Source organism: Rhizobacter sp. P5_C2 (genome assembly GCF_054049715.1).
Window position 1 is genome coordinate 51957 of the sequence record NZ_JBFULV010000003.1, and the last position, 13516, is coordinate 65472.

Sequence of the window (13516 nt, forward strand, 5' to 3'; positions counted from 1 at the left end):
TGAGCTTGTCGAAGGGTCGGGCTGAGCCTATCGAAGCCCTCGCTCGATGCGCACCGACCCTTCGAGGGGCTCAGGCTAATGGGTTTTTCGCGATACTGCCTCGCAAGGGCGTAGCGAATCATCAATGCCGAAGGGCTTTATTCACCTTTTTCGAGAAATCCGACTTCTTCAGAAAATCATTCAAATTTTTCACTATCTTTTTTCGATCCCTCCCGTACTTGGGATTTCCCTTCCCCGCCTCCTGGAGAGACCAATTCTCAACCAATTCACAACTGGCTTTGAGCGTCGAATGAATATTCCTCATCGCGCCGGGATCTTTCTCGGCATTGCATCGAGTGTACAAGGCGCGAATCAGCCGCTTTGCATTATCAGGTTGAAAATGAATATAGTAACCGGTCAATCTGCAAAGACTGTCAAACTGTTGCTTCCTCAGAGTTAAATCATCTGTCATCGCGGGATTCAACACCTCCCAACCATGATTTCCGAGCATCGCCCCTCGCAACTTCTCCAGTCGCACCCATGAATTTTCAATAGTGGCATCGCCATATCTGGCAGAATAATCGCTATTTTCTATGACATGCTGAAGCATGCTTGCAATATCTTCCCGTTCTTCGCTCAGTCCATCGTTCCTCTTTTGAAGGGCTAGCGTGCCACCGTACAAGTCATAGACATCACTCAGTGATCTACCCATGTCTTCAATTTCCCCCTTGACTTCAGTTCTCTTGCAGACATCGATAAGAAACTTCACCACTGGCCCTGCGTTCTGAGGTGCGCTGACAGCAAGATCCTTGGCGACTCCGGCGAGATTCGCGAATTTCCGCTTCCTTGTTTCAGAATCAGCCTCGCTTGACAGCGATCGCGGACGCCAGCGCCCTCCGCGCCCCCGTTCAGCCGCGCCCGCAAAATACGCCGGCCGCCATGCTTGGTCTATCTTTTCCTCTTTACTGAATTTCTTGCCGTCAACAGGCGGCAGTTTGAAATATAGGCACAATCCGGCGCGGAACTCACCTGAAAGCTTGATTTTCAGCTTGGCATCAGGATGGCTGATGGAAAACAAATACACCTGTTGGGCCATGATGTCAGGTGCATGCCGATCTGTACAAGAGATGTCCGACAAATCTACCACCCCCGCCTCGGACGCGGAGGCGTTTTCCAAACGAAGCCGGACCTCGTCCTCCAAGGAATCAACGGGCAACTCTCGCGAGGAAGTCTCAAGTTCCACCTCCTCCGCCCAGACAAATGACAATTGCTCATTATTTTTCTGCGGCTCACTGATTCTCTGAAACGCCTGAACAGCCTTGTTCAAATGTTCCGCCCATGAAAATTTCTGCAAGTCTTTACGACCATCTGGATATTTCCACTTCGTTGCCCATTGTTTTGCGAACGCGGCGACATCGCGCCACTCACGTCGCTCGCCTCTGAGGAAACATTGAAAGGCCTTTATCTCGACAACACCGTCAGACCCAAGTGTCGACTTGAGCATATCTCGCGTCGAAGGCTGCAGAAGATAAGAGAATTTCTCAACATCGTCGAAATCCCCCTGGGAATGCAGAAGTGCATTCGCCTTGTGGGTATTACCGCTGAGAAATGCGTAGCCTATGTGTGAATTGAGCCTCTTTGCGGCCTTTCGCAAATCGGCGGTACGCTCTCGAAAGGGAGATTTTGGAGGCTCAGAATGAGCCCGCTGGTGGATTGGTCGATCACTGACTTTTTGCATCACTACAGCCTTGTTGGGCAACAGTTCACGGGACGAATTTCCATTTCGCCAGCGTTGTGCCGGGCTCCATGGCCCCCTCTAAGTCGCACGCGCGCTCAAGGCGTTCCAAAGACTTTTGTCCTCGACGCTTCCGTGTCGGCTCAGCAAGGCGTCATTCGGCCGATGTGCCACGCACCTTGATCGCCCGGTTCATTTCCTCGAGCGTCACGGTGCGAGCCGCCTTGCCAAACATGCCTTTCAGTTCGGTGACAGAGTCGTTGGGCATGTCATCGAACTTCTTCGCCAGGAAATCCACCAGCGCCCTGACCCGCCCCGGCACGAAGCGGCCGCTCGGCAGCAGCGCGTGCAGCGGGTAAGGCTCGGTCTCCCACTCGGGCAGCAGCGGCACCAGCGCACCGCTGAGCAGGTCGCCGCGGATGTCGATCTGCGACTTCAGCAGCACCCCTGCCCCTGCCACCGCCCATTCGCGGGCCAGCGATGCATCGTCGACGGTGCGGTCGCCCTTGACCCGCACCTCGACCCAATGGCCGTCGCGGCCGAAGCGCCAGCCGCGGAAGTTGCGCCCGCCGCGGTCGAAGGTCAGGCAGTTGTGCTGCAGCAGGTCCTGCGGCACCTGCGGCGCGGCGTGCCGGCGCAGGTAGTCGGGCGATGCACACAGCACCGGCCGCGACGGCACCAGCAGCCGCGCGACCAGGCCCGAGTCGGCCGGCGTGCCGTAGCGCAACGCGACATCGACATCGTCGCGCACCACGTCCTTCGGGCGATCCCCGACCGACAGCGACAACTGCAGCCCGGGATGCGCCGCCAGGAACTCGCTGAACCACGGCAGCAGCGTCGTGCGCGTCAGGTCCGAAGGCGCGGCGACGCGCAAGCTGCCGACCAGCGCACCGCGCTCTTCCGTCACCTGCGACTCGCCCTCGGCCAGCAGCTCGAAGGCTCGCGTCGCATAGCCGAGCAGCGTCTGCCCTTGCGCCGTCAGCCGCATCGCGCGCGTCGAGCGCTCGAACAGCCGCGTGCCGAGCTGCGCCTCCAGCCGCTTCAGCATCGCACTGGCCGCCGCCGGCGTGACGCCGAGCGCCGCGGCGGCAGCCGTCAGCGAGCCACCGCGCGCGGTCTGGATCAGCACGTCGAAGTCCGCGATATTGCCAACTTTCATTTGAAATTGATACTTTCTGAGCAGACTTATCAATCGATGCTTGCAATTCTAGAGTTCGAGCCTCACTCACTGGAAGCCCCATGAACCATTCGCAGACCTCTCTCACCGTTGCGTCCACGTCGATCGCCCGCGAAGCAGCGGCGCGCCTCATCGACGCCGCCCGCGCCGCCTGCCGTGACATCGGCATCGAAGCCACCATCGCCATCACCGATGCCGGCGGTCACCTGAAGGCACTGGACCGCACCGACAGCGCCCCGTTCCTGACCGTCGACGTCGCGATCGACAAGGCCTGGACGGCTGCGTCGTTCGGCCTCGGCACCCATGTGTGGAGCGACATCGTCAAGGACCCGGTCGTCGCGCAGCTCGCGCACCGGCCGCGGCTGGTCGCCGTCGGCGGTGGCTGCCCGATCGTCCACGACGGCCGCGTCGTCGGCGGCATCGGCATCTCCGGCGGCAACGCGCTGCAGGACCAGCAGGCGGCCGAGATCGCGCTGAAGGCCGTCGGCTTCGACGTCACGCAGGCCTGACCCGCATGCCACCCCGTCGCCACCTCGCGTCGATCGCCCTCGCGATGACGCTGCTCAATGCCCTGTCCGCCAGCGCCGAACCCGACCCAGCCACGGCCACCGCCGATTTCTTCGCGAAGATCACCGCGAAGGACCTCGACGCCGTCGCGCGCTACCTGCCCGCCGAGGGCTTCACCGAGACCGTGCCGGAGTCGAAGGAGCTGCTGCACCTGGATGCAAAAGCCTTCGACGGCCTGTTCAAGTCCGGCAGGCAGATCGACCTGCGCGTCGCCGACCTGACGCTGCAGAGCTTCGGCGACACCGCCCTCGTGACCGGCACGCGCCTGGGTGGTATCGGCGCGCCGGACAAGGCGCCGGCATCCGCACGGCTTGCGTTCACGATGCTGTGGACGCGCGCCCCATCCGGCTGGCAGCTGCGCCACCTGCACCTTTCGCCGCAACCCTGAGCAGCCTCAGCCCAGCGGTCTGCAGGCGATTCGGAAATCGACGTGGTAGTGCTCGTCGTGCCGCACCCACGCGCGGCCCTTCATGAAATTGACGTGCTCGCGCAGCCAGTCGCCGCGCGGTGTGGCCAGCAGCATCGGCAGGTACGGCGGATCGAAGATCACCATCGCGAGGCCCGCGCCGTGACGCCGTGCCGACTCCGCGAGCTGGAACAGGTGCTCCGCGATCGCCGCGAAGTCGATGCGCAGGCCGCCGAAGCGCCCCGCCGCATCGAATTCGATCGAATAGCCGAGCTTGTTCGTCACGCCCGTCGGCAGCGGCACCGACGCGCCGGCCGCATTGCGCACCGGCACGAAGAAGTCGACCGACAAGCCGTTCTGGTGGCTGCGGTGCGGCCGGATGCGGCCGCCTCCCGCCCAGCCGGTCTCGCCGTAGACGAACACCGTGCCGGGCAGTGCCGTCGCGAGCTGTGCATAGGCGTCGACGACGATGTCGCGCACGGCCGAGTGCACATGGGTGCGGCCGGCCGTCACGCCGAGCCGGCTGTAGGCCGAGAAGTTGGCACCATCCGTCGGCAGCGCAACGCCCTCCTCCAGCCGACCCTGGGCCACCGTGCCGAAGCAGCGGCTCGCCGCCCACGACGGCAGCGCGGCCGCCGATCCGCACAACACGAGCAGCGCCCGCCGTTGGAGGCGGCTCACGGCGGCAGCGCCTCGCTCTCGCCGCGCTGCCAGATCTCGTGCCGATGGATGCCGCCCTGCGCATCGACCGCCAGGTAGCCGACGTTCTGCGACTGCAGGAACGCCAGCGCGTCGCCCTGCAACAGCATCGCGATCGTCGTCAGCGCGCCGGCGGCCAGGCAGGCCGGCGCCACCACGCTGACCGACTGCCAGTGCGACACCGGCATGCCGCTTCGCGGGTCGAGGATGTGGCAGTAGCGCACGCCGTCCTGCTCGAAGAAGCGCTCGTAGTCGCCGCTGGTCGCGAGCGCGCCGTCGGCCAGGTCGATGCGGGCGATCAGCGAGCGCTCGTGCCGCGGATGCTGCACGCCGAGCACCCAGGGCCGGCCGTCGGGCCGCGGGCCGATCAGGCGGATGTCACCGCCCAGGTTGACCATGCCGTGGCGCACGCCGCGCGACTGCAGCAGCGTCGCGGCGCGGTCGGCCGCGTACTCCTTGCCGAAGCCGCCGAAGTCGAGCTCCATGCCGGCCATCGGCAGCTCGATGCGCCCGACCTGCCCCGGTCCGAGGCGCTGCCAGCGCAGCTTGCTCCAGCCGACACGCGGCAGCAGTTGCGCGAGCTGGCCGTCGGCCGGCTTGCGGCCGGCCTTGAAATCCCAGGCCTGGCGCAGCATGCCCGACGTGATGTCGAACAGCCCGCCGCTGCTCGCATGCAACTGCGCCGCGAAGTCGAGCAGGTCCGCCGTCTCGACGTCGACCTCGACCGGCTGCCCGCTGCCGGCCGCGGCATTGATGCGCGACACCACGCTCGCATCGCGGTAGCGCGAGAACTTCGATTCGATGCGCCGCACTTCGGCTATCGCCTCGCGCGCCAGCGGCTCGGCCTTCTTGCGACCGAGGCCGGCGATGCGGATCTCGCATTCGCAGGCCATCGCACCGAAGCCGAAGCCGAGGTCGTCGGCCTGCGCCTCGGCGCGCGCCGACATCGGGTGGAACACGGTGCTCACGTTCAGAATTTGCGGCTGATGCCGACCTGCACCATGCGCGCCTTGAACGGCTCCAGCCCCTTCGAGCCCTCGCCGCCGGCGCGCCACTCGCCGCGCTGCTGGTAGGCCTCGCCCTTCAGGTCGAAGGCCCACAGCGCGTCGACGGCCCATTGCAGCTTCAGCCCGAGCGTGAACGCACCGAAGGCCGACAGCCTCTGGTCCAGCGAGTTGTAGGCGTTCGCATCCCAGCCCACCGGAAAGGGCGCGCCAAGCGTCGTGTCGTACACCGGATCGGCGTAGAACGATGCGGCGCTCTGCGTGTAGTAGCGCAGCAGCGGTGTCAGGCTGACGCCGCCGCCGACCGGCTTCACCCATTCGAGCTGCAGCGTGCTCGCCTTGACCTGCCAGCTGTCGTTGTAGGCGCGGTAGCTGCTGCGCAGCGTGGAGCCATCTGCAGCGAAGTGGTGGTTCCAGCGCAGCAGAAGCGCGGTCTGGCGGCGCTCGCTGGGCCGCGCATCGAGCGCCTTGTACGGATCGTTCAGGTAGCCGGTGCTGCGGCTGTGCGTCAGGTTGGCCTGCACCAGGTCGTCGCCGGTGACGGCCTGCGTGACGCCGACGATGAAATCGTTGGTGCGCTTGCGCTGGTCGGCGACGTTGCCGTCGTAGCCGCCGTCGGTCGGGTCGATCTTGTCGCCGGCATGGCCGAAGCCGGCATTCCAGGTGGTGTTGTTGTCGTCGCTGGCCAGCGTACCGGCCAGCGAGAACGCGCGCGACAGGTAGTCGTGCTCGGTCGAGTACGCGCCGCCGAGCGACACCGATGCGCGCTGGAAGTAGCGCGTCACCTTCAGCTCGCCGGCCTTGCGCTCGTCGTCCATCGTCGACGCACCGGACACGTTGCTGTGGTAGCGCGGCGTCGCGCCGGACACGTGGTCCACCGTGGCGGTCGCCTCCAGGCCCCAGTCGCGGCCGATGGGTGCGACGAGCAGGAACGACGGCGAGTTCACCGTGACGCGTTTCCAGCCGGGCTGCGAGTCCTGGTAGTTCAGGAAGCGCAGGCCGACCAGGCCTTGCTCGGGGGCGTTCTCGGCGCGTGCTGACACATGTACGACGCCGGGCAGGGCCATCGCGGCGAGCACGAGGGGGCCGAAGGAAGCGTTCTTCAATTGCATCCGCAGCCTCCACCACCCACGCCGTAGCCGCCGGACGCGTTCTCCTTGCTGGTGTAGATGTGCTGCTCGAAGCGCTGCTCGAGCGCATCGCCGCCCATCGTCATCTCGGGCTTGGCGAGGTTGCCTTTTTCCCAGGCCTTGGGCGGTTCGTAGTTGGCGCAGCCGGCCATCACGCCGAGGCAGGCCGCCAGCATCGCGATTGCGGATTTGCGCATCTCGGTCTCCGGTGTTCGCGCGACTTTAACTGCCCCTGCGTGGAACGCTTCATGCATGCCGCAGCCCACCGTTTGAACGCTGGAGGATCGCGATGCTGGACAGCACCACCACGAAGTTCTCACACGTGAAGCCGGGCGACACCGCCTGGCGCAGCGACGGGCTGCGGGATTTCTTCCTGTACCGCGACCTCGGCGTCGAGCAGGCCACGCACGGCCGGGTGCTCGCGCAGCTCGTCAAGGCCAACCTGGCACCCGAAAAGGGCACTGGCTGGCACCGTCATGAGGCGGAGTTCCACATCGTCATCATGACCAAGGGCTGGGCGAAGTTCATGTACGAGGACCGCGAGACGCTGGTCTCGGCCGGCGACTGCGTGCACCAGCGCCCCGGCATCGTGCATTACCTGTTCGACTACTCGCCCGACATGGAGTACATCGAGATCGTCGGGCCGTCGGACTTCACGTCGATCGACATGCCGGCGCCGTGCGAGGTGCCCGCCGTGACGCCCTGGACGCGCGCCTAGAACTCCATGTCGAGTTCTTCGATGTCGTCGGGTTCGGCCTTCGCCGCCGTGATCCACTCCTTCATCTCCGGCATCGCCATGATGGTCTGGCAGTACAGGATGCAGGGCTTGTTCAGCTTGACCCCGTAGGTCACGAAGCGCGTGGCGACCGGCGCGTACATCGCGTCGGCCATCGTGCGCTGCGCACCGAACAAATACGGGCCGGCGTACAGCTCGAGGCACTCGGTCCAGATCTCGGTGATGCGGTCGATGTCCGGCTGCGCACCGGCCCAGATCTTGTGCCCCGGGTGGTGCGCCTTCAGGTTCATCGGCAGCGAGCTGCGCAGGTTCGCGAAGCCCGAGTTCATCTCGCCGCTGACCGAGCGGCAGTGCGCGCGCGCGATGCGGTCCTTCGGCATCAACCCGGCACCCGGCTTGATCTCGTCGAGGTACTGCGCGATCGCCAGCGTGTTCCACACCTTCGCGCCCTCGTGCGTCAGGCAGGGCACGCGGATCGACGGCGCGAGCAGCAGCAGCTCCTTGCGCGCATCGGCATCGTCGGGCGACACCATCACCTCGTCGAAGTCCAGCCCCGCGAAGCGCGCCAGCAACCAGCCGCGCAGCGACCACGACGAGTAGTTGCGGCTGCTGAGCGTCAGCGTCGCCTTCGCGGTGGCCGGCTCCGCCTTCTTCGGTGCGGGCTTGGCGGCAGGCTTCTTCGCGGCGACGGTCGACATGCGGGGTCTCCGAAACCACGCGGCGGGGCGGCGTGTCGGCAGTGGTCTTGCAAGCGCTGTGCCACGGGCTGGCGCGCAAGTTGCTGGCTCTCCAATGCGCGCCACCGCGCGCAGGAGAACCCATGATGTACCAGGCTTACCAGGCCCATGCCGACATGATGTGGCCGCTGCAGACGCTGGCCCGCACTGCGCTGCCGATGCTGCAGGACCCGAGCTTCGGCTGGGCCGCGTGGGCCCCCAACCGCAAACTCGCAGCCGCCTGCGAGTTGATGGGCCTGGCCCAGGTCACGCACCACCGCCCGGCGTTCGGCATCGACAGCGTGCTGGTCGCCGGCGAGCCGGTGGCCGTCACCGAGGAGGCCGCGCTGGTCACGCCGTTCGCGACGCTGCTGCACTTCCGCAAGGAAACCGCAGTGCCGCAGCCGCGGGTGCTGATCGTCGCGCCGATGTCTGGCCACTTCGCGACGCTGCTGCGCGACACCGTGCGCACGATGCTCGCCGACCACGACGTCTACATCACCGACTGGCACAACGGCCGCGAGATGCCGCTGGAGGCCGGCCCGTTCGGGCTCGACGAGTACACGCAGCACCTGATCGATTTCCTCGCGGCGATCGGCGAGGGCGCGCACCTGATGGCGATCTGCCAGCCCTGCGTGAGCGCGCTGAGTGCCGTCGCGATCATGTCGGAAGACCGCCACCCGGCCACGCCGCTGAGCCTGACGCTGATGGCCGGGCCGATCGATTGCCGCATCAGCCCGACCGAGGTCAACAAGCTCGCGACGACGCAGGACATCGCCTGGTTCGAGAAGAACCTGATCGGCACCGTGCCGTGGCGCTACCCCGGCGCCGGCCGGCGCGTCTACCCGGGCTTCGTGCAGCTGACTGCGTTCATGAGCATGAACAAGGAGCGCCACATCAACGCCTTCAAGGCCTACTACGAGAACCTGGCGCACCCCGAGCCCGATGAAGACCAGCTGAAGCAGGCCGCCGCGACGCGCCATTTCTACGAGGAGTACTTCGCGGTCGCCGACCTGCCGGCCGAGTTCTACCTCGAGACGGTGCGGCTGGTGTTCCAGGAGTACGCGCTCCCACTGGGCCAGCTCAGGTTCCGCGGCCGCCCGGTCAACCCGGCCGCGATCCGCCGCACCGCCCTGCTGACGGTCGAAGGCGAGCGCGACGACATCTGCGCGCCCGGCCAGACACTGGCCGCGCAGGACCTGTGCAGCGGGCTGCGGCCCTACATGCGCACGCACTACGTGCAGGCCGGCGTCGGCCACTACGGCGTGTTCAGCGGCCGGCGCTGGCAGAACCACATCTACCCGGTCGTGCGCGACGTGATCCACGTCTCGCGCTAGCCGGCGTCGATGCTCCCGGGCGGGGCTAGAATCCGCGCTTCACCCGTCATTGGGGAGTAGCCGCCCTGCAGCACCTGCAGGGGCTTGCGTCAACACACTTGGCCCCACCGGCCATGGCGCAGGCAGCAGCGACCACGTCGCCCGCCTGGCAAGACCGATGACCGTGCTGCCTCCGGAAGGGCCGGGGTCGCGGCGCGGTCATTGCGTCCACCGGCCCCGGAAAATCCTCTCCATGGAAGCCTTCCTCGTCTCGACCGGTGCCGTCGCGCTCGGCGAAATCGGCGACAAGACCCAACTGCTGGCGCTGCTGCTGGCCGCCAAGTTCCGCCGCCCGGTGCCGATCATCCTCGGCATCCTGGTCGCGACGCTCGTGAACCATGCGCTGGCCGGTGCGGTCGGCACCGCGATCGCGGCCTGGCTCGGGCCTGACACGCTGCGCTGGATCATCGGCGGGTCGTTCATCGCGATGGCCGCGTGGATGCTGATCCCCGACAAGATCGACGAGGACGACGGCACGCCGCAGCGCTTCGGCGTGTTCGGCACCACGGTGATCGCGTTCTTCCTCGCCGAGATGGGCGACAAGACGCAGATCGCGACCGTCGCGCTGGCCGCGCGCTATGCCGACCTCACCGCGGTGGTGGCCGGCACGACGCTCGGGATGATGCTGGCCAACGTGCCGGCGGTGCTGCTGGGGCACAAGGCAGCGACGAAGCTGCCGCTCGGGCTGGTCCACGGCATCGCGGCGGTGATCTTCGCGGTGCTGGGGCTGCTGACCTTGTTCAACGTCGGGCGCTTGTTCTGATCGCTCCTGACTACTTGGCGACGAGGTCACCGGACGGCAGCGCCGGCGTCTCGTCGTGCGCCGGCGCGGGTTTGCGCTCGCGCACCAGGTACGAGTAGACGACCGGCACCACGATCAGCGTCAGCAGCGTCGACGTGATCACCCCGCCGATGATCGCCCGCCCCATCGAGGCCTGGATCTCGCCGCCCTCGTCGAGCGCCAGCGCCAGCGGCAGCATGCCGAACACCATCGCCGCCGTCGTCATGATGATCGGGCGCATCCGCACCAGCCCGGCCTGCAGCAGCGCGTCGGCCATGCCCAGGCCCGCCTTGCGGCCGTGGTTCGTGAAGTCGACCAGCAGGATCGCGTTCTTCGTCACCAGCCCCATCAGCATCACCAGCCCGATCATCGAGAACAGGTTCAGCGTCGAGCGCGTCACCCACAGCGCGAGCATCACCCCCAGCAGCGCCAGCGGCAGCGACACCATGATCGCGATCGGCTGCAGGAAGCTGCCGAACTGCGAAGCCAGCACGATGTAGATGAAGATGACCGCGGCCACCAGCGCCAGCAGGATGCCGCTCAGGGCCTCGGCCTGGTCCTTGGTCTGTCCGCCCACGTCGAAGCGGTAGCCCGGCGGCAGCTGCGTCTCCTTGACGATCTTCTGCACGTCGGCGCCCACGTCGCCGCTCGGGCGGCCCTGCGTGCCGGCGTAGATGGCCTGGCGGCGCTGCAGGTCCTGGCGCTTGATCACCAGCGGGTTCACCACCGGCACGATGTCGGCCACGCGCGACAACGCGATCGGCGTGCCGTCCTTCGCATACGCCACCGGCAGGTTGTCGAGCTGCGTGATGTTCTCGCGCGAGGCCTGCGGCAGCCGCAGTTCCACGTCGACCTGCTCGCCGTCGGGCGAGGTCCACCAGGTCGCGACATCGCCGTTCACGTAGCTGCGCAGGCTGGCCGCCAGCTGGCTGGTGGTCAGGCCCAGCTCGCGCACCGCATCGGGCTTCAGCCGCACCGCATAGGCCGGCAGGCCGGGCTTCACCGAGGTCGTCAGGTCGGCGATGCCCTTGACCTTGGCGACCTTGTCGGCGAGGCGCTGCACCTCGGTCTCGAGCACCTGCGGATCGGGCCCGAGCAACGCGACGTAGATCGGCTGCTGGCCGACCGTGATCTCGATGCCGGGGATCGGCTTCAGCGCCTCGCGCATCGCCGCCTCGATATCGCTCTGCTTGCGCTTGCGCTCGTGCGGCTTCACCAGCTGGATGGCCAGCGTGGCCGAGTTGCGGCTGCCGTTGCCGGTGTCGCCGATGGTGGTCGAGGTCAGGCGCACCTCGCTCATGCCGCGGATCACCTGCTCGACCTGCGCCAGCTTCGCGCTCGCGCGCGGCAGGCTGGTGCCCACCGGCAGCGTCACGTTCAGCTGGATGTAGCTGTTGTCGGCGTCAGGGATGAACTCGCTGCCGATCTGCGTCGACAACGCGATCGCCAGCACGAAGCTGCCGACCGCCCCCCAGCCGACCAGGCCGCGCGGCGTCAGCGTGACCAACCGGAGGCGGCGCGGCTGCGACTTGTCGCGCTGGCCCGCTGCATCGAAGGGGCGGCCCCAGGCCGGGATCGGCGGCACGACCACCCGGTAGCGCCTGCCCGAGAACACCCAGCGGATCGTGCGCTCGTAGACGACGTGCAGCACGTCCATGCCGCGGTCGGTCCAGCGCATCAGGTGGCCGAGCACCGGCAGCTTCGCGAGGCGGTTGGTCGGCGGGTCTCGCCAGATGCTGGACAGCATCGGATCGAGCGTGAAGCTGACGAACAGCGACACCAGCACCGCCACCGCCACCGTGACGCCGAACGGGAAGAAGAACTTGCCGATGATCCCCTTCATGAAGGCCACCGGCACGAACACCGCGCAGATCGCGAAGGTGGTGGCCATCACCGCCAGGCCGATCTCCTCGGTGCCCTCGCGTGCGGCCTGCACGTGGCTCTTGCCCATGTGCACGTGGCGCACGATGTTCTCGCGCACCACGATCGCGTCGTCGATCAGCAGCCCGATGCACAGGCTCAGCGCCATCATCGTCATGAAGTTCAGCGTGAAGCCGAACGCATACACCGCGATGAACGACGAGATCACCGCGATCGGCAGCGTGAGGCCGGTGATCACCGTGCTGCGCCAGCTGTGCAGGAACAGGAAGACGATCGCGATCGTCAGCAGCGCGCCTTCGACCAGCGTGTGCTTGACGCCCGACAGGCTGCGCTCGACCCAGTCGCTGTCGGCATACACCAGCCGCAGCTCGACGCCGGGCGGCAGGCTCTTGCGCAGCTCCTCGGCCGCCTCCTTGATGGCGGCGCCGGTCTCGACGATGTTGGCGTCCTGCTGCTTGTAGACCTGGAACGAGATCGCCGGCACGCCGTCGACGCGTGACAGCGAATCGGGCTCGCGCTCGCGCTCGACCAGCTCGCCCAGGTCGGCCAGCCGCACCACCATGTTGTTGCGCGATGCGACCACCACGTCGGCGAAGCCCTTGGCGTCGCGCACCTTGCCCTCGACGCGCACGATCGCGTCTTCCTTCGGGCTGCTGAGCAGGCCGACCGGCATGTCGGCGTTGGCGCGCTGCAGCGCGGCCGACACGTCGGCCGGCGTCAGCTGGTAGGCGCGCAGGCGCTGCGGGTCGAGGTCGATGCGCACCTGGCGCACCGTCATGCCGCCGACGTCGACACGGGCGACGCCGGACGAGCGCTCCAGCCGCTTGCGCACGATCTGGTCGGCCAGCAGCGAGAGTTCGCGCGCGCTGCGGTCGGGCGCCAGCAGCGACAGGTAGACGGTGGGCTGCGCGTTGTCGCCGTCGAAGCGCGAGACGAACGGCGTCTTCGCGTCGCGCGGAAACGCCGGCTGCACCGCCGCGACCTTGTCGCGCACGTCCTGCACCGCACGCGCCATGTCGGCGCTGAGCTGGAATTCGACGACCGTCTCGCTGCGGCCCTCGAAGCTGTTCGAGCGGATCATCTTCACGCCGGCGATGCCGTTCAGCGCCAGCTCGATCGGCCGGGTGAGTTCGGTCTCGATCGCATCGGGCGAGGCGCCCGGGTAGGCGACGCTGACGAACACGATCGGCGGCGAGATGTCGGGCAGGCGCTCGACGCGCAGCTGGCTGTACGAGAACAGGCCGAGCACGCACAGCGCGGCCATGATCATCGTCGCGAAGACGGGGTTGTTGATGGAGACGCGGGTGAACCACATGGCGGTCTGTCTCC

The 13516-nt window shown here is 66.7% G+C and carries 13 protein-coding genes and 1 riboswitch; of the genes, 5 read left to right on the top strand and 8 right to left on the bottom strand.

The window, feature by feature from the left end; translation table 11 throughout:
- Window positions 1-121: 121 nt before the first annotated feature.
- Both ACXJLU_RS01595 and ACXJLU_RS01600 read right to left on the bottom strand, forming a co-directional pair.
- Window positions 122-1717 carry a hypothetical protein gene (locus ACXJLU_RS01595; protein WP_457328761.1) on the bottom strand — a complete coding sequence of 532 codons (1596 nt, stop codon included), beginning with the start codon at window positions 1715-1717 and terminating at the stop codon, window positions 122-124.
- Between the two features lie 151 nt (window positions 1718-1868).
- On the bottom strand, window positions 1869-2873 hold the full coding sequence (locus ACXJLU_RS01600) for a LysR family transcriptional regulator (RefSeq protein WP_457328762.1): 1005 nt from the start codon (window positions 2871-2873) through the stop codon (window positions 1869-1871).
- An 80-nt stretch (window positions 2874-2953) separates the two neighbouring features.
- Here ACXJLU_RS01600 and ACXJLU_RS01605 point away from each other — a divergent pair, with 80 nt between their 5' ends.
- Window positions 2954-3400 carry a GlcG/HbpS family heme-binding protein gene (locus ACXJLU_RS01605; protein ID WP_457328763.1) on the top strand — a complete coding sequence of 149 codons (447 nt, stop codon included), beginning with the start codon at window positions 2954-2956 and terminating at the stop codon, window positions 3398-3400.
- 5 nt (window positions 3401-3405) lie between these two features.
- A complete protein-coding gene (locus ACXJLU_RS01610) occupies window positions 3406-3846 on the top strand; it encodes a YybH family protein (RefSeq protein ID WP_457328764.1) in 441 nt (146 codons plus the stop codon).
- Between the two features lie 6 nt (window positions 3847-3852).
- On the opposite strand, the gene ACXJLU_RS01615 is transcribed toward ACXJLU_RS01610, so the two are convergent.
- From ACXJLU_RS01615 to ACXJLU_RS01630, 4 genes are read right to left on the bottom strand one after another with little or no spacing between them, the layout of a single operon-like run.
- Window positions 3853-4545 carry a penicillin-insensitive murein endopeptidase gene (locus tag ACXJLU_RS01615; protein WP_457328765.1) on the bottom strand — a complete coding sequence of 231 codons (693 nt, stop codon included), beginning with the start codon at window positions 4543-4545 and terminating at the stop codon, window positions 3853-3855.
- Entirely contained in the window at window positions 4542-5531 is a 990-nt protein-coding gene (locus ACXJLU_RS01620) for an FAD:protein FMN transferase (protein WP_457328766.1), read from the bottom strand. Before ACXJLU_RS01620 ends, ACXJLU_RS01615 begins: the two co-directional genes overlap by 4 nt.
- A 2-nt stretch (window positions 5532-5533) precedes the next feature.
- Entirely contained in the window at window positions 5534-6679 is a 1146-nt protein-coding gene (locus ACXJLU_RS01625) for a DUF3570 domain-containing protein (protein ID WP_457328768.1), read from the bottom strand.
- Window positions 6670-6894 carry a DUF4266 domain-containing protein gene (locus tag ACXJLU_RS01630; protein ID WP_457328769.1) on the bottom strand — a complete coding sequence of 75 codons (225 nt, stop codon included), beginning with the start codon at window positions 6892-6894 and terminating at the stop codon, window positions 6670-6672. Before ACXJLU_RS01630 ends, ACXJLU_RS01625 begins: the two co-directional genes overlap by 10 nt.
- Before the next feature lie 92 nt (window positions 6895-6986).
- On the opposite strand from ACXJLU_RS01630, the gene ACXJLU_RS01635 reads away from it, so the two are divergent.
- Window positions 6987-7415 (top strand): cupin domain-containing protein, encoded by a 429-nt coding sequence (locus ACXJLU_RS01635; RefSeq protein WP_457328770.1) that lies wholly within the window; start codon window positions 6987-6989, stop codon window positions 7413-7415.
- On the opposite strand, the gene ACXJLU_RS01640 is transcribed toward ACXJLU_RS01635, so the two are convergent.
- Window positions 7412-8131: a glutathione S-transferase family protein gene (locus ACXJLU_RS01640; protein ID WP_457328771.1), complete on the bottom strand. Its 720-nt coding sequence runs from the start codon at window positions 8129-8131 to the stop codon at window positions 7412-7414. The genes ACXJLU_RS01635 and ACXJLU_RS01640 overlap by 4 nt on opposite strands.
- Before the next feature lie 122 nt (window positions 8132-8253).
- On the opposite strand from ACXJLU_RS01640, the gene ACXJLU_RS01645 reads away from it, so the two are divergent.
- Window positions 8254-9486: a polyhydroxyalkanoate depolymerase gene (locus ACXJLU_RS01645; protein ID WP_457328773.1), complete on the top strand. Its 1233-nt coding sequence runs from the start codon at window positions 8254-8256 to the stop codon at window positions 9484-9486.
- A gap of 39 nt (window positions 9487-9525) precedes the next feature.
- Window positions 9526-9658, top strand: a riboswitch (yybP-ykoY riboswitch).
- 60 nt (window positions 9659-9718) lie between these two features.
- Complete coding sequence (locus ACXJLU_RS01650; RefSeq protein ID WP_457328774.1) at window positions 9719-10288, top strand: TMEM165/GDT1 family protein; 570 nt, start codon at window positions 9719-9721, stop codon at window positions 10286-10288.
- 10 nt (window positions 10289-10298) lie between these two features.
- Here ACXJLU_RS01650 and ACXJLU_RS01655 read toward each other — a convergent pair whose 3' ends face one another.
- Window positions 10299-13502 carry an efflux RND transporter permease subunit gene (locus ACXJLU_RS01655; RefSeq protein ID WP_457328775.1) on the bottom strand — a complete coding sequence of 1068 codons (3204 nt, stop codon included), beginning with the start codon at window positions 13500-13502 and terminating at the stop codon, window positions 10299-10301.
- Window positions 13503-13516 lie beyond the last annotated feature (14 nt).